Source organism: Streptomyces sp. NPDC059696, assembly GCF_042733745.1.
Classification (GTDB): Bacteria; Actinomycetota; Actinomycetes; order Streptomycetales; family Streptomycetaceae; genus Streptomyces.
In genome coordinates this window covers 92,803-109,597 of the sequence record NZ_JBHWFG010000026.1, presented here as the reverse complement: position 1 = coordinate 109,597, position 16,795 = coordinate 92,803, and the positions used below count along the sequence as shown (strand labels likewise).

Below are 16,795 nucleotides of genomic sequence, written 5' to 3'. Positions count from 1 at the left end.
GCGGTCTCGGGGCCGTGGGCCCCGTTCTTTTTTTCGTACGCCTGGGCGCCGCGGTGGTGAGCGCCGCCCCCCCCCCCCCCCCCCCACCACCGCCTTGTCCGCATACGTTCGTCCCGCTGCGAGCCGCCGGACAACGGCGGCTCCCCATACGGGAGATCGGGGGTGCACTCGTGCGCATCGGACTGCTTACGGAGGGTGGGTATCCGTATGTGAGCGGTGACGCCAGGCTCTGGTGCGACCGGCTGGTGCGCGGGCTCGCCCAGCACGAGTTCGACGTCTACGCGCTCAGCCGCAGCGAGCACCAGGAGGACGAGGGCTGGGTCCCGCTGTCACCGAACGTCCGCAGGGTGCGCACCGCGCCCCTGTGGCTGGCCGAGGACGACGAGGTGGCGCTCGGGCGCCGTGCGCGCCGGCGGTTCACCGAGTGCTTCGCCGAGCTGGCCGCCGTGCTGTGCGGGCCCCCCGAGGGTGCCTCGGAAGCGGTCGGGAGCCTCTCCGAAGGTGCGCCCGCCCCCGAGGCGGACCGTTTCGCCACCGCTCTGTACGGGCTTGCGGAACTCGCCCGTGAGGAAGGCGGGCTGGCGGGCGCCCTCCGCTCGGAGGCCGCCGTGCGCACCCTGGAACGCGCCTGCCGCGCGCCCGGCGCCCACCGCGCCGCGCGCGAGGCGCGCGTACCGGACCTGCTCGCCGTCGCGGCCCACCTGGAACGCGCCCTGCGCCCCCTCTCCCTCGACTGGTACGAGGACGACGGACTCGGCGCGGTCGACCTCTGCCATGCCGCGTCCGGTGGCGCGGCGGCCCTGCCCGGGCTGCTCGCCCGGCACTTCACCGGGGTCCCCCTGATGGTGACCGAGTACGGCGTGCGCCTGCGGACGCACTACCTCACCGCTCCCGACGCCCCGCCCGCCGTACGGTCCCTGGTGGCCGCCTTCCAGGGCCGGCTCACCGCCGAGGCCTACGCGCGGGCCGAATGTGTCACCGCCGGCAACACCCACACCCGCCGCTGGCAGGAGCGCTGCGGCGCCGACCGCGCCAAGCTCCGCACGGTCTACCCCGGCATGGACGCCCGGCCCTTCGCCGCCGTGGGCGAGTCGCCGGACCGCGCGGACCCGGACACGCTCCTCTGGGTCGGCCGCGTCGAGCCCGCCAAGGACCTGGTCTCGCTACTGCACGCCTTCGCGCAGGTGCGCAAGCGAGAGCCGAGAACGCGTCTGCGCGTCGTGGGCGCCCCCGCCGGCCCCGAGGGCGCGGCCTACCTCGGTCACTGCAGGGCGCTGGCCGCCCACCTCTTCCCGGACGAGGCGGAGGGCCCCCACATCGCCGGTGACAACCCGGTGTCCTTCGAGGAGATCGGCGGACCCGAACTCCCGCTCGTCGCCGACGCCTACGCCTCGGGTGCCGTGACCGTCCTGTCCAGCGTGGTCGAGGGCTTCCCCGTCGGCCTCGTCGAGGCGATGCTCTGCGGGCGCGCCACGGTGTCCACGGACGTCGGCGCGGTCGTGGAGATCATCGGCGGCACGGGCCTGGTCGTACCGCCGCGCAATCCGCAGGCGCTCGCCGAGGCGTGCGTGGCGCTGCTGCGCGACCCGCAGCGCCGTGCGCGCCTGGGCGCCGCCGCCCGTGCCCGCGCGCTCGAACTGTTCACGGTCGAGCAGAACATCGAGGCATTTCACGGCATTTATCTGGAGATCGTCTCGCACGCACCCGTCCGCCGTGTCCTCCTCGACGGAGCGGGGGCGCCGCTGCCGTTTGCGGTTCCCGCCGAGGCCCGCGTACCCGTCCGCTGGGCCGCCGCGTCACCCCGCCTCGCCGCCCGCGGCGGCCCCGGCTGGGCGGCGGGCGGGCCCGTGCGCGCCACCACTCCCGTCCCCGCCCCGGAGGGTGCGTGATGAGCGGCCTGGAGGAACTGGACCCGACCGCTCCTGAGGCGGTCGCAGCAGGCGAGGCGGCAGTGTCCGCCGCCGAGGGCAACGGGCCCGCGAGCCGGGAGACGTTCGCCGAGCGCAAGGTGTCCACCCTGCGCCGGGGTGCCGGCGACCCGGTCAAGGCGCTGATGCACCGTCACCGTGAGCTCTGCGAGCGCGCGGTGGACCCCCTGGAGATCGCCGCGGGCCTGGAGGCTCACGGCGTCACCGACCGGACCGCCGCCCGCTTCCGCCACCGCGACGTCTTCTCCCTCGCCGAGGAGATGTACGCCCGGGTCTCACGGGACGGCGACACACCCCCGCCGCCACCGCCCGCCCCGCCCCGGGTGCGTGCCGACTGGGTCTTCCTGACCCTCCTGCCCGGTGCGCTGTGCGCAGCCGCCGTGGCAGCGCTGCAGCTCACCCGGGGGCAGTCGCGCCTGTTCGCCGGTGTGGCCGGTGCCCTCGCCGTCGCCCTGGCCCTCCGCGCGGCCCTGCGCCGGGGCCCCTTGAGCAGGACCGGCCCGGACCGGCCCGGGCCGCGACCCGGCGCAGCCCCCGGCAGGACCACCCCATGGACCCTGTGGCTCGTCGGCTACTCCCTCCTGGGCGACGGCCTGCTCCGCGGCGCCCTCGCCGGAGGCCCCGACGCCCTGCCCACCGGCACGCCCGGCGGTCCCTGGCCCCTCACCGTCGCGCCGGTCCTGGCCCTCGCCCTGGCCTGCGCGCCCGCCGCCTGGACCGCGCACCTCATCACCGCGCGCGCCCGCCGCAGACTCGCGTCCAGCCGTGGCCTGGAGGACTTCGCCACCGCGGTACGCCCGCTCCTGCTGGGCACGTTCGCCCTGTTCCTCGGTGCCCTGGCGGGTCTCCTGACGCTCTGCTCGGCCGTACTCGGCGAACCCGCGGCCTACGCCCAGGCCCTCGCCCTGGGTGCCCTCCTGTTCCTGGCCCGTCTCCTCACCACCCACGGCTTCACCTACGCCCCCGCGGTGGTCCTCGCCGCGACGGCCACGGCAGAGGCGGTCGTCCTCGCCGCCGTCTTCGCCTCCCGACTCCCCGGCCTCGGCTTCCTGGCCACCCCCGTCGAACAGCTCGTCACCACCTGGGGCGTCGGCAGCGTCCCCGCCCTCGTCTGCACGGCCGCGGCCCTGGCCCTCCTGGTCCACACGGTCCGCAAGCTCACCCGGGCCTCGGCGCACGCACCCCCGGAGCCCGCCGTGTGACCACCACCGACACCGGCCTCACGGCCACGGACACCTCCCGTCCCTCACCCGCCTTCCTTCCCCCCTCTTTTGCCTTTGCCTCGAGGAGAACCCGCATGATCACCCACCCAGGAACCCCGGCGACCCCGGGAGCCACACGATGAGAGTCCTGCTGATCGGAGCCAACGGCTACATCGGGCGCTTCGTCGCCGACCGCCTGCTCGCCGACCCCGCCGTGCAGCTCACCGCCCTCGGCCGCGGTGACGACGCCGACGTCCGCTTCGACCTCGCCTCGGGCAGTCCCGGCGCCCTCACCCGCTTCCTCGACGCCGTCCACCCGGGCGTCGTCGTCAACTGCGCCGGCGCCACCCGCGGCGGGGCACGCGAACTCACCCGCCACAACACCGTCGCCGTCGCCACCGTCTGCGAGGCCCTGCGCCGCAGCGGCTGCGGTGCCCGGCTGGTGCAGATCGGCTGCAGCGCGGAGTACGGGCCGAGCCAGCCCGGCTCCTCCACCGCCGAGGACGCGGTGCCCCGGCCCGGCGGCCCGTACGGCGTGAGCAAACTCGCCGCCACCGAACTGGTCCTCGGCTCCGGTCTGGACGCCGTCGTCCTGCGCGTCTTCTCCCCGGCCGGACCCGGCACCCCCGCGGGCTCCCCGCTGGGCCGCCTCGCCGAGGCCATGCGCCGCGCCATGCAGTCCGGCGACGGCGAGCTGAAACTCGGCGGCCTCGGCGCCCAGCGCGACTTCGTCGACGTCCGCGACGTGGCCCGCGCCGTCCACGCCGCCTCGCTGTCCGCGGCGCAGGGCGTCATCAACATCGGCTCCGGACGCGCCGTGCGCCTGCGCGACGCCGCCGCCGTCCTCGCCCGCGTCGCCGGATACGGCGGCGCCCTGCACGAACTCGACGGTCCGCCCGGCGCCCTGCGCACGGCCATCGGCCACCCACGCCCCGACCCGGACCACGCGCCCCCCGTCGCGTACCCGTACCCGGACGGCTGCGGCAGCTGGCAGCAGGCCGACGTGCGCACCGCGCGCGACCGGCTCGGCTGGCGTCCCCGGATCGGACTGGAGGAGTCCCTCGCCGACATCTGGATGGAGGCGGCATGCCGCATCTGACCAGATCCCGGCGGCACACCGCGAACACGGAACTCCGTCTCGGCGTCGGCGTCCCGGGCTATGCGCACCCCCTCCTCGCCCCGACCGAATGGGGCGAGCTGACCCGCCCCGGCACCCCGCTGCACTGGGCGGTCCTCAATGTGGACGACGGCCCCGGCACGCGCCCCGACCCGCACTGCCTGGCGGCGGCCGGCCGGCTGCGCAACGCGGGCACCCGCGTCCTCGGCCATCTCGACACCCGCTACGGCACCCGGAACTTCGGTGAGCTGATCTCGGACGCCCACCGGTTCGTGGACTGGTACCAGGTCGACGGCTTCCTCCTGGAGCGCTGCCCCGCCGACCACGCCGGGCTGCCCGAGGTCCGCCGCACGGTCGCCACGCTCCGCGTCATCCGTGACGCTGCCCACATCGTCCTCGGGCACGGCATCCACCCGCACCCCGGCTACGTCGAGCTCGCCGACCAGCTGGTCACCTTCTCCGGACCCTGGAGCGACTACCGCTGGTCGCAGGTGGCCGAGTGGACCGCCGACCACGCTCCCGAGCGCTTCTGCCACTTCGTCCACGGCGTGCCCCGCCCCCACCTGGCCGAGGCGCTGGGCATCGCCCGCCGGCGAGGCGCCGCGACGGTGTGGATCACCGACCGCACGGACCGCGGCGGCCGCACCGATCCCTGGGAGGCCATGCCCGGCTACTGGGACGAATTCGTCTCGCGTATCGGAACAGGTGTCTCGGAATGAAAAAGGGCATGGCACTGTTACGGGGAGAACAACCGTAGTGATCGACCGACCAACGGAGCCCCCGTGTCGCTGCCACCCCTGGTCGAGCCGGCTTCCGAGCTCACCGTAGACGAGGTCCGCAGGTACTCCCGCCACCTGATCATCCCCGATGTGGGGATGGACGGGCAGAAGCGGCTGAAGAACGCCAAGGTGCTGTGTGTGGGCGCCGGCGGCCTGGGCTCGCCGGCGCTGATGTACCTGGCCGCCGCGGGCGTCGGCACGCTCGGCATCGTGGAGTTCGACGAGGTCGACGAGTCGAACCTGCAGCGCCAGATCATCCACAGCCAGGCCGACATCGGCCGCCCCAAGGCCGAGTCCGCGCGCGACAGTGTCAAGGGCATCAACCCGTACGTGAACGTGATCCTTCACGAGGAGCGGCTCGAGGCCGACAACGTGATGGAGATCTTCAGCCAGTACGACCTGATCGTCGACGGCACGGACAACTTCGCGACGCGCTACCTGGTCAACGATGCCTGCGTGCTGCTGAACAAGCCGTACGTCTGGGGCTCGATCTACCGCTTCGACGGCCAGGCGTCCGTCTTCTGGTCGGAGCACGGCCCGTGCTACCGCTGCCTGTACCCGGAGCCCCCGCCCCCCGGCATGGTCCCCTCCTGCGCCGAGGGCGGCGTGCTGGGCGTGCTGTGCGCGTCCATCGGCTCCATCCAGGTCAACGAGGCCATCAAGCTCCTCGCCGGCATCGGCGACCCGCTGGTCGGCCGACTGATGATCTACGACGCCCTGGAGATGCAGTACCGCCAGGTCAAGGTCCGCAAGGACCCGAACTGCGCGGTCTGCGGCGAGAACCCGACCGTCACCGAGCTCATCGACTACGAGGCCTTCTGCGGCGTCGTTTCCGAGGAGGCCCAGGCGGCGGCCGCCGACTCCACGATCACTCCCAAGCAGCTCAAGGAGTGGATCGACGACGGCGAGAGCATCGACATCATCGACGTCCGCGAGCCGAACGAGTACGAGATCGTCTCCATCCCGGGCGCCCGGCTGATCCCGAAGAACGAGTTCCTCATGGGCACCGCCCTGGAGAGCCTCCCGCAGGACAAGAAGATCGTCCTGCACTGCAAGACGGGTGTCCGCAGTGCGGAAGTCCTCGCGGTGCTGAAGTCCGCGGGCTTCTCGGACGCGGTGCACGTCGGCGGCGGCGTGATCGGCTGGGTCAACCAGATCGAGCCGTCCAAGCCGGTGTACTGAGCCGTTCCCGGCCTCCCTTGCCGATCGGCGGGGGCTTCCGGCACCACGAGTGCCCGAAGCCCCCGCCGTCGTCATGAGCAGACCTTGCCGTCCTTCGGCACCGCACCCTCCAGCAGATACGCGTTCACCGTGGAGTCGACGCAGTCGCTCCCACTGCCGTAGGCGCCATGCCCCTCGCCCCGCCAGGTCAGCAGCACCCCGACGCCCTTGCCCAGTTCCCCGGCCATCCTGCGCGCACCCTCGTACGGGGTGGCGGGGTCGCCGGTGTTGCCGACCACCAGAACCGGGGCCGCCCCCGGGGCGCTCACCTGAGGGGTGTCGTGCTGTCCGGGCACCGGCCAGTCGTGGCACCAGCCGGCCGTGTCCCACCCGAGGAACGCCCCGAAGACCGGGGAGATCTTCTCGAACCGGGGCAGCAGCCGCTTCGTCTCCGCCACGGTCGGCCGCTGCCTGTCGTCCAGGCACGATATGACCCGTTGTGCATGGGTCGTCGTGCCGTAGCGCCCCGACGGGTCGCGTTCGTTGTAGCGGTCGGCGAGGGTCAGCAGCTCGGAGCCGTCGCCCCGTTCGGCCGCGTCGAGGGCGGCGGTCAGCGTCGGCCAGCTGTCCTTGCTGTAGAGCGGCAGGATGATGCCGGTGATGGCGAGGGACTGGGTCAGTTTCCGCCCGGGCGCGCTCGTAGGAAGAGGGCGGGCGTCGATCCGCCGCAACAGGGCCGCGATCTTCCGCGAGCCCTCCTCGGGCTCCTGGCCGGTGGACACGAGGTAGTTGTCCAGCGCCCGCTGGAAGCCCCGGGCCTGGTTCTCGGCGTGGCCCACGGTGTCCGCCCCGGGGTCCACGACCGCGTCCAGCGTCATGCGCCCCACCTTCTTCGGGAACAGGTGCGCGTAGGTGCCGCCCAGCTCGGTGCCGTAGGAGATGCCGAAGTAGTTCATCCTGGGGTCGCCGAGGGCCTCCCGGATGCGGTCCATGTCACGGGCCGAGTCGGCGGTCGAGACATGGGCCATGAGCTTTCCGGCGTCTCTCCGGCAGCCCTTGCCGAAGTCGGCGGCGTCCCGCAGGTACGCCTTCTCCTCGCCGGGGGTGTCCGGGGTGAGGTCCACCGACTCGGCCGCCTGGATCGCCTTGTCGCCCCGGCAGCGCACCCCCTCGCTGGCGCCGACGCCGCGTGGGTCCCAGCTCACCAGGTCGTACCGCTCACGGAGTGAGGAGACGGCCGGGGCGTACGACGGCATCATGGACACGCCGGAGGCACCCGGTCCGCCGAAGTTGAACAACAGCGACCCGACGCGGTCGTCGCCGCGGGCCTTGGCGCGGATCAGTCCCAGCCCGATCGTCTCGCCGTCCGGTTTCGACCAGTCCAACGGCACCTTCAGGGTCGCGCACTGCCATTCAGCGCTCGGTGCGGGCCCGTCGGCGGTGGCCTCGCAGCGTCCCCAGGACAGCCCGCTCCTGTCGTCGTCGGACGGACCGCCCCCGCAGCCCGCGGCCAGCAGGACCGAGGCGGCCGCCAGAGCGGTCCACCGAACCAAGCGTGTCATTGCCCATCCCCCCTCGCCGGCCCTCCGCTCCGTGCCGCGGATGGCGGTCAGGCCATGGTAGGCAGATCCCGCTCCGGCCGTTCCAGCCTGTGGATAACCCTTTGACCTGCGAGTTTGCCGAAATGGCTGGGGATGTCAGGTGCAGACGGTCCCCGTCGGCGGCACCTTCCCGTCCAGCAGATAGCCGTTCACCGCGCCCTGCACGCACCGGTTCTTGCTGTCGTAGGCGCCGTGGCCCTGCCCCCGGTACGTGAGCTCGACGCCGACGCCCTTGCCCAGCGCGTCCACCATCGCCCTCGCGCCCTCGTACGGCGTGGCCGGGTCGCCGGTGTTGCCGACGACCAAGATGGGCGCCGCGCCCGGAGCGCTGACGTCGGGGTGGTCGGCCGCGCCCGGCACGGCCCAGTCGGTGCAGCCGATCATGCCCCAGGCCAGGGAGTCGCCGAACAGGGGTGACGCGGCCCGGAACTGCGGCAGCCGCTGCTCGACATAGGCGGCGTCGTAGCGAGGTTTGGCGTCGGCGCAGCTGATGGCGGTGAAAGCGGCGGTCGAGTTGTCGTACTCGCCGTTCTCGCTGCGGCCGTTCATCGAGTCGGACAGCAGCATCAGGGTGCTGCCGTCGCCGTCGTAGGCCTCCTCCAGGCCGTCGGTGAGGAACTCCCAGAAGTCCTGGGAGTACAGGGCCTGCAAGATGCCGCTGGTCGCGGCCGTCTGGGTCAGCTGGCGCGGGAAGATGCCCGGGATCGGTTTGCGGTCGAGGTCGCTGAGCAGCCGCGCGATACGGTCCTTCACGTCCTGCGCGCTGTCGCCGATCGGGCACTCCTCGGCCTTCGACACACAGTCCTCGGCGAAGTTGTCGAGCGCGAGCTGGAAGCCCTTGGTCTGCCCCAGCGAGCTCTGTTCGGGGTCCTGCGTGGGGTTGACGACGGCGTCGAACACGGCACGGCCGACCCGCTCGGGGAACAGGTGGGCGTAGACGCCGCCCAGTTCGGTGCCGTAGGAGATGCCGAAGTAGTGCAGCTTGTCGTCGCCGAGGACCTGGCGCATCAGGTCCAGGTCCCGGGCCGCGTCGGTGGTGCGCACGTAGGGGAGGACCTTCTTCGAATTCTGCTCGCAGGCGTCGTTGAACTCCTTGGTGCTGTCCAGCAGCTGCGTGCGTTCGGCGGCGTCGTCGGGGGTGCCGTCCTGCTGGAAGTAGGCGTCGAGCTGCTGGTCGTTCTCACAGATCACCGGGTCGCTGCGGCCGACACCCCGAGGGTCGAAGCTGACCAGGTCGTAGCGCGTGCGCAGTTTCTCGTAGTCCTTGGCGAAGGCGGGCAGCGTGGCGACGCCCGAGCCGCCGGGGCCGCCGAAGTTGAAGACGAGCGAGCCGATGCGTTCGTTCCCGGTGCCGGTGGTCCTGACCCTGATCAGTTCGAGGCCGATGGTGTCGCCCTTGGGGTCGCTCCAGTCGAGCGGGGCCTTCATCGTGGCGCACTCCCACTCTCCGTCGTCCGGCAGGGGCGTGGGCGCCGGGCCGCCGCCCTGGGCCTCGTCCGGGGCCGGGCAGGCCTTCCAGCTCAGTTCCTGCCGGGTCACGTCCTCGTCCTTGGCGTCGTCGCCGCACCCCGCCAGCACGGTGGACAGCAACACGGCGGAGGCGGTCAGGACGGTGGCGCGCAGCCGGAGGAGGGTTGGCATGGTTCCATCCTGCGGCGGCCCAGGACCGGGCGCGCGGGGCGCGTGCCGTACGAGGGAGGAGGGTTCAGTGAGGCGTGAGAGCCGCTTCACCGCCGACCTGGGGGGCCGCTGACCGGTACCGTCCCGCCCTGCTCAGAGGGCCTGCTTGCGGGTGAGGTGGTTGAAGGCCAGCCAGCCCGGCAGGACGGGCAGCCACAGCGTCAGCAGACGGAACAGCAGGACCGCCGGTGCCGCCACCTCCTTCGGGAGGCCGACGGCGATCAGACCGACCGTCAGGGTGGCCTCGACCGCGCCCACACCGCCCGGGGTCGGCGCCGCGGACCCGAGGGCGTTGCCCGCGAGGAAGACGACGGCGACGCTGGCGATGCTGATCGAGGTGGACTCGTCGCCGAACGCGCGGATCGAGGCGTCCAGGCACATCACGAAGCAGGCGGTCAGCAGCAGCATGCCGCCGATGCCGGTGACCAGCTTCTGCGGCCGCTGGAGCACGTCCAGCATGCGCGGCACGACACCGGCGAACAGGGACCGCACGCGCGTGGAGACGAACTTCCGCAGGAACGGCACCGACGTCACCACGAGCACCAGCACCGCCACCGTCAGCAGGCCGGCGATGACCGTCCGGGAGGGTGACAGCGACGGCGTCTTCTCGGTGCCGGTCAGATAGCCGAAGGACAGCAGCATCAGGATGTGGCAGCCGAGCCCGAACAGCTGGGACGCGCCGACACTCGCCACCGCGAGGCCCGGCCGCACCCCCGCGCGCTGCAGGAAGCGGGTGTTCAGCGCGACGCCGCCCACCGCCGCCGGAGCGACGATCTTCACGAACGATCCGGCGACCTGCGCCGCCACCGTCCGCAGGAACGGCACCCGCTCGGGGACGAAGCCCAGCAGGGCCATCGCCGCCGCGACGTAGCTGCACATCGAGAACAGCACGGCCGCGGCGACCCAGCCCCACTCGGCGTTCGCGATGAGCGGCCCGAACTCGATGTGGGTGAGCTGCGTCAGCAGGAAGTACGCGCCGATCGCGCCGGCCATGAAACTGATCAGCGTGCGCGGACGCACCCGCTCCAGCCGGGCCGGCTCGACGGGTGCCTGCGGCCTGATCCGCAGCACCGCGTGCCGGATCTGCGTGAGCAGGTCCTCCTCGCGCGCCTCCTCCAGCGCCTCGTCGATCGCCCGCTTCTCGGCCCGCTGCTCCGCCCGTACGGCCTTCTTGTCGCTCTTCTTGCCGGGCTTCTCCAGGACGGGCGCGGACTCTTCCGTCTCCTCCTCCATGCGGGCCTGTTTGGCCTGCCGGGAGGCCTCCAGGACCGCGTCGCGCTCGCGCTGGGCCCGCTCGCGGGCCAGCCTGCGCAGCGTCGCGCGCGTGGAGCGGCTGAGCGCGATGGGCTGGAGCATCGGCAGACAGTCCGCCACCGCGTCGGGGCCGAGCACGCCCACCGCCGAGGCCACCGCCCGCTCGGCGCCCACCCGGAGGCCGAGCGTCACCAGCAGCTGGGAGGTGTCCATGCGCAGCAGCAGGTCGCCGGCCGCGATCTCGCCGACGCGCAGATCGGTGAGGATCACCTTGCCGGAACGATCCACCAGGATGGCGTCCCCCACCAGCCTGCGATGCGCGATGCGCCGCGACTGCAGTGCCTTCACCTGGTGGCAGGTGTCGCGCAGCAGATCGTCGGTGATCTCCTCGTCCGGCAGCGAGTCGAGGGTGCGTCCGCCGCTGTGCTCGTAGACGAGCATCACCGCGTCGGGGCCGAGCTCGGAGGTGGCGATCAGCTTGGGCGCGTTGGCGCCGGCCGCGATCGCCGCGTACGCCAGCAGCGCCTCCTGCTCCAGGGCCTGCCGCAGCGACTGGAGGCTGCTGCGGGTGGCGAAGCCGCGCAGGGTGAGGTTGCGCCAGGCGCGGTAGAAGAAGCCCTGCGCCTGCTGCTCGCGGTCGACGACCGTCACGTCGAGGGGCGGGCCGTCCTCCAGGGTGACGAAGTAGCGGCGGCCCCGGTCGCCGGTGTCCGGGTTGTCGGAGGTGTCCTCGCGCGAGGCGCTGACCGGGCGGAAGCCGACGGTCCGCAGGCCGGCCATCAGGGTCTGCCCGGTGGGCCGGACATTGGGCGAGCCGACGGCGTACAGCGTGCCGTAGGCCACGGTCCAGCCGATCAGCACGGTCAGGATGATCGAGAACGGCGTCGTGTACCCGGTGACGAGCATGGAGAAGGCGTCGAGGAGCAGCACGACCCACAGCACCGCGCGCCAGCGCGGTCTGCGGGACATGCCGACGGCCGTCATGTAGGCGATGACCGGCGCCAGGTACCCGTGCACGGGGTCGGTCAGCGCGTGGATGTCGCCGGGGGAGGGCTGGGTCAGCGCCTCCTGGATCGAGTCGGGCGCGGCCCGGGCCACCCACAGGTCCGTGGCGAGGGTCACACCGTGGGCGAGGACCGCGGCCAGTACGCCGTCGGCGATCCGCAGTCCGTCCCGTTTGATCAGGCGCTCGATGGCGAAGGCCACCGGCACCAGCAGGATCGCGATGCTGGAGGCCAGCCCCGCGATCTTGATGAGCAGGTCGGGCGCCTGCCCGGTGCCCTTGTTGATGTCCTGCTCGAGGCCCGAGGTGGTGCCGTGCGCGAACGCGGCGATCCCGATCAGGAGCGCGACCGCGAGCACCCCCACCAGCAGGCGCATCAGGTCGGAGGGACGGTGCACGCGCGCGGGGAGCAGCGGTTCGTCGCCCTCCACCTCGTCGATGTGCGCGAACTCCGGCTCCCGCGCGGGTGCGCGGGTCTTCTTCGCGGCCGTTCTGCGACGGTCCTCCGGAGTGCCCGGGCGCGACGCAGCGTCAGGGGTGCCCTCCGTGTCCTCGGGGTGCGCGCCCTGCTGCTTCATCGTCTCTTCTTGGTCTCGTATCACCGGTCACCGCCCGCACGATGGTGGCATGCCGCACCGGCACACGGGGCATTCAGGGTGCACATGCGGGGGCGGACAGTCTGCCCGACGCGCTCCCGCCGCGCGCGGGAAACGCCCGGGAGCGCGCCCGGCCCGTTGTCGGTGGGGTGGGGCAGGATGGGGCGGATGAGTGAGCAGAGGAGCCCTGAGGGGGGCCGGTACGAGGACGAGCCCGCGCAAGCGCTGCCCGAGTACGCCGAGCGGGTCCTCGACGTCGCCGACCTGATCCCGCCCGGCCGTGTCATGACCTACGGGGACGTCGCCGAGTGGCTGGAGCAGGGCGGTCCGCGCCAGGTCGGCCGTGTGATGGCGCTCTACGGGGGAGCCGCTCCGTGGTGGCGGGTCGTCCGCGCGGACGGCGTCCTGCTGCCGGGCCACGAACAGCGGGCTCTCGCCCACTACCGGGCGGAGGGCACACCCCTGAAGGCCGCGAGCCGCGCCGCCGAGGGCCACCTGCCGCGCATCGACATGAGACGGGCGCGGTGGGACGGCGGTGATCGCGCGGAGGGTCACACCTGACAGCTTCCGCCATCGGACGGTCTCCCGTGTGACCCGTGATCCGTACGGGGGAATCGGGGCACACCGGGGCCATGACGTACGTTCGTGAGGCGAGGGGCATGCGTGCCACGAGCGTCGCGAGGGGCCAGCGGGAAGAAGGGGAAGCCCTGCTTCCGCCTCACCCGGCGGCGTAGCGTCGGCTGTGCGCGCCCCCGTCACCCCGCGGTCACCGCCCGCCACGCGCGGTGGCCCGCCACCCAGCACTTCCACCAGAACCGGCGAACCACGTGAGCTCCTCTTCCTCCACCAGCGGCCTGTCGCACCCCCGGGTGCGGCGGGGGAACAGTGGCGCTTACCGACTGGTACGTACCCCTCCCGCTCGGGTGGACCCCCCTCTCCTGGACGCCGCACAGCGCTCCGTGGTTGACCACACGTCCGGTCCGCTGCTCGTCCTCGCAGGTCCGGGCACCGGCAAGACCACGACGCTGGTCGAGTCCGTGACCGAGCGGATCGCCCGCGGCGGGGATCCCGAGCGCATCCTGGTGCTGACGTTCAGCCGCAAGGCCGCCGTCGAACTGCGGGACCGCATGGCCCTGCGGACCGGGGCGGCCCGTGCTCCCAGGGCGACCACCTTCCACTCGTTCTGCTACGCCCTGGTCCGCGCCCACCAGGACAGCGACCTGTTCGTGGAGCCCCTGCGGCTGCTGTCCGGCCCCGAGCAGGACGTCTCGGTGCGGGAACTGCTCGCGGGGCAGATCGACCTGGAACGCCTCGGGCTCGCACACGTGCGCTGGCCCGACGAACTGCGCGCCTGCCTGACCACCCGCGGTTTCGCCGACGAGGTCCGCGCGGTCCTCGCGCGCAGCCGTGAGCTGGGCCTCGGCCCCGACGCCCTGGACGCCTTCGCCCGCCGCACGGGACGGCCCGACTGGCGCGCCGCGGCCGCCTTCCTCGCCGAATACCTCGACGTGCTCGACCTCCAGGGCGTGATCGACTACGCGGAACTCGTCCACCGCGCGGTGCTCCTCGCCCGCCGTCGCGAGGTCGCCGCCTGGCTCGCCGCCCGGTACGACGCCGTCTACGTCGACGAGTACCAGGACACGGACCCCGCCCAGGTACGGCTGCTGCACGCCCTGGCCGGCGGCGGGCGCACGCTCGTGGCCTTCGGCGACCCCGACCAGTCGATCTACGCGTTCCGCGGCGCCGACGTGAACGGCATCCTGGACTTCCCGCACGCCTTCCCGCGCGCGGACGGCCGCCCCGCCCCCGTCGCGGTGCTGCGCACGTCCCGCCGCTCCGGCGCGGGCCTGCTCGCCGCCACCCGGCTGCTCACCCAGCGCATGCCCCTGACCCGCCTGCCCGCCGAGAAGGTCCGCGCCCACCGCGAACTGGCCCCCGTGCGGGACGGCGGCCGCGTCGAGGCGTACACCTACCCGACGGCCGGGACGGAGCTGGACAACATCGCCGACATCCTCCGCAGGGCCCATCTGGCAGACGGCGTCCCGTGGCGGGACATGGCCGTCCTGGTGCGTGCCGGGTCCCGCACCATCCCGACGCTCCGCCGCGCCCTCTCGGCGGCGGGCGTCCCCGTGGACGTCGACGGTGACGATCTGCCCCTGCGGCACGAACCGGCGGTGGCACCGCTGCTGACGGCGTTGCGGGCGGTGGCCGAGGCCGAGGCGGGGTCCTCCACCGGGGCCCGGGAGGCCGATCCCGCCGGTCCACAGGAGACTGAGACCGAGGCCGGTGACGGGCCGCGTGACGCTTCTCGTGGGCCGCAGGAGGCCGAGGCCGGTGACGGGCTGCGTGACGCTTCTCGTGGGCCGCAGGAGGCCGAGGCCGGTGACGGGCTGCGTGACGCTTCTCGTGGGCCGCAGGAGACCGAGGCCGGTGACGGCCCGCGTGGCGATCCTCGTGGGCCGCAGGAGACCGACGGCTCCGGGTCCCCCGAGGGTGTGCCTCCCGCGCACCCCCAGGGCAGCACCTGCTGGCTGGACACCGAAACCGCCCTCACCCTCCTGACGTCCCCCCTCGCGAGCATGGACGCCGCCGACCTGCGCCGCCTCGGGCGCGCCCTGCGCGACGAGGAGCGCGCCGCCGGCAACCCGCTGCCGCCCCCCTCCGACGTACTGCTCGCACAGGCTCTCGCCGAGCCGGAGCGGCTCGCCGTGCACGACCCCACGTACGCGCGTGGCGCCCAGCGCCTCGGCGCGCTGCTCCGCAAGGCCCGCGAGCGCCTGGCCGGCGGCGGCACGGCCGAGGAGGCGCTGTGGGACCTGTGGGAGGGCACGCCCTGGCCCACGCGCCTGGAGCGGGCCGCCCGCCGCGGCGGCGCCGCCGGGCGCAACGCGGACCGCGACCTGGACGCCGTGTGCGCCCTGTTCGCCACCGCCGCCCGCGCCGAGGAGCGCACCGGCGGCCGGGGCACCCTGAACTTCCTGGCGGAGATCGACGCCGAGGACATCGCCGCCGACACCCTCACACGGCGTGCCGTACGCCCCGACGCCGTCCGCCTGATGACCGCGCACCGATCCAAAGGTCTGGAGTGGCGCCTGGTGGTCGTCGCCGGCGTCCAGGAGGGCCTGTGGCCCGACCTGCGCCGCCGCGGCTCCCTCCTGGAGGCCGACCGCATCGGCCGCGACGGACTCGCCGAACCGCTCACCCCCGGCGCACTGCTCGCCGAGGAGCGCCGCCTGTTCTACGTGGCCGCCACACGCGCGCGTGAACGCCTCGTGGTCACCGCGGTCAAGGCCCCCGCGGACGACGGCGACCAGCCCTCCCGCTTCCTGACCGAGCTCGGCGTCGAACCGAAGGACGTCACGGGCCGCCCGCGCCGCCCGCTGTCCGTCGCGGCGCTCGTCGCCGAACTGCGCGCCACCACCGTCGACCCGCGCGTCTCCGACGCGCTCCGGGAGGCCGCCGCCCGTCGTCTGGCCCGGCTCGCCGCCCTCGCCGACGAGGACGGCCGCCCCCTGGTGCCGTCCGCGCACCCCTACCGCTGGTGGGGCATGTTCGAGCCGACCGAGTCCAAGGTGCCGCTGCGCGACCGCGACCAGCCCGTCGTGCTCTCCGGCAGCGCCCTCGACCAACTGGCCAACACCTGCGCCCTGCAGTGGTTCCTCGGACGCGAGGTGAAGGCCGACGCGCCCGCGACCACCGCCCAGGGCTTCGGCAACGTGGTGCACGTCCTCGCCGACGAGGTCGCCTCCGGGCACACCCCGGCCGACCTCACCGTCCTCATGGAACGCCTCGACTCCGTGTGGAACGCGCTGGCCTTCGACGCGCCGTGGAAGTCGGCCCAGGAGAAGGACAACGCGCGCGTGGCGCTCGAACGCTTCCTGCAGTGGCACGTCATGAACCGCACCGGACGCACCCCCGTCGCCAGCGAGCACGACTTCGACGTCACCCTCGAGGCGGGCGACTACCGGGTGCGCATCCGCGGCCAGATGGACCGGGTCGAGGCGGACGGCGACGGCCGCGCCTACGTGGTGGACTTCAAGACCGGCAAACAGGCGCCCAGTTCCAAGGAGGTGGAGCGCCACCCGCAGCTCGCCGTCTACCAGCTGGCCGTCCGCGAGGGTGCCGTCGACGACGCCTTCGACGGTGTGCGTCCCGAGCCGGGCGGCGCCGAACTCGTCCACCTCCGGCAGGGAGCCGCCAAGCGGGACGGCGGCGAGGGCCTGCCCAAGGTGCAGGCCCAGGAGCCGCTGGAGGGGGAGTGGGTGGGCGACCTGCTCGCCACCGCCGCCGGGAAGGTCCTCGACGAACGCTTCACACCGACCGCCGGGCAGCACTGCACGCACTGCGCGTTCCGGGCCTCGTGCAGCGCGCGCCAGGAGGGGCGTCACGTCGTCGAGTGAGGTATCGCACCACCTGTGCTGACCAGCGCTTCTCCTGTCCCGGAGGCCGGTTCGGTCACCCACTGTCAGTGGCC

Annotated in this window: 10 protein-coding genes; 7 read left to right on the top strand and 3 right to left on the bottom strand. The window is 73.2% G+C overall.

The genetic code is table 11. The features are described 5' to 3' along the window. Positions 1-170 precede the first annotated feature (170 nt). From ACFV20_RS26275 to moeZ, 5 genes are all read left to right on the top strand, one after another. Positions 171-1,889: a DUF3492 domain-containing protein gene (locus ACFV20_RS26275; RefSeq protein ID WP_385660278.1), complete on the top strand. Its 1,719-nt coding sequence runs from the start codon at positions 171-173 to the stop codon at positions 1,887-1,889. After that, a complete protein-coding gene (locus ACFV20_RS26270; RefSeq protein ID WP_385660276.1) occupies positions 1,889-3,130 on the top strand; it encodes a hypothetical protein in 1,242 nt (413 codons plus the stop codon). Before ACFV20_RS26275 ends, ACFV20_RS26270 begins: the two co-directional genes overlap by 1 nt. A 139-nt stretch (positions 3,131-3,269) precedes the next feature. Continuing rightward, positions 3,270-4,229, top strand: a complete 960-nt coding sequence (locus ACFV20_RS26265) for an NAD(P)-dependent oxidoreductase (RefSeq protein ID WP_010047687.1) — start codon at positions 3,270-3,272, stop codon at positions 4,227-4,229. After that, a complete protein-coding gene (locus ACFV20_RS26260) occupies positions 4,217-4,966 on the top strand; it encodes a spherulation-specific family 4 protein (RefSeq protein WP_385660274.1) in 750 nt (249 codons plus the stop codon). The genes ACFV20_RS26265 and ACFV20_RS26260 overlap by 13 nt, the downstream gene beginning before the upstream one ends. A gap of 63 nt (positions 4,967-5,029) precedes the next feature. Then, entirely contained in the window at positions 5,030-6,208 is a 1,179-nt protein-coding gene (moeZ, locus tag ACFV20_RS26255) for an adenylyltransferase/sulfurtransferase MoeZ (RefSeq protein ID WP_030854826.1), read from the top strand. Positions 6,209-6,279: 71 nt separating this feature from the next. Here the strand turns inward: moeZ and ACFV20_RS26250 are convergent, their stop codons facing one another. The 3 genes from ACFV20_RS26250 to ACFV20_RS26240 all read right to left on the bottom strand — a co-directional run bounded on the left by ACFV20_RS26250 (position 6,280) and on the right by ACFV20_RS26240 (position 12,303). After that, on the bottom strand, positions 6,280-7,749 hold the full coding sequence (locus ACFV20_RS26250; protein WP_385660271.1) for an alpha/beta hydrolase: 1,470 nt from the start codon (positions 7,747-7,749) through the stop codon (positions 6,280-6,282). A 135-nt stretch (positions 7,750-7,884) separates the two neighbouring features. Then, positions 7,885-9,429 carry an alpha/beta hydrolase gene (locus ACFV20_RS26245; protein ID WP_385660269.1) on the bottom strand — a complete coding sequence of 515 codons (1,545 nt, stop codon included), beginning with the start codon at positions 9,427-9,429 and terminating at the stop codon, positions 7,885-7,887. A gap of 132 nt (positions 9,430-9,561) precedes the next feature. Continuing rightward, on the bottom strand, positions 9,562-12,303 hold the full coding sequence (locus ACFV20_RS26240; RefSeq protein WP_385660267.1) for a lysylphosphatidylglycerol synthase domain-containing protein: 2,742 nt from the start codon (positions 12,301-12,303) through the stop codon (positions 9,562-9,564). Positions 12,304-12,489: 186 nt separating this feature from the next. Between ACFV20_RS26240 and ACFV20_RS26235 the strand changes: the two genes are divergently transcribed. Next, complete coding sequence (locus tag ACFV20_RS26235) at positions 12,490-12,882, top strand: MGMT family protein (protein WP_385660265.1); 393 nt, start codon at positions 12,490-12,492, stop codon at positions 12,880-12,882. A gap of 266 nt (positions 12,883-13,148) precedes the next feature. Then, entirely contained in the window at positions 13,149-16,721 is a 3,573-nt protein-coding gene (locus ACFV20_RS26230; RefSeq protein ID WP_385660262.1) for a UvrD-helicase domain-containing protein, read from the top strand. Positions 16,722-16,795: the final 74 nt, after the last annotated feature.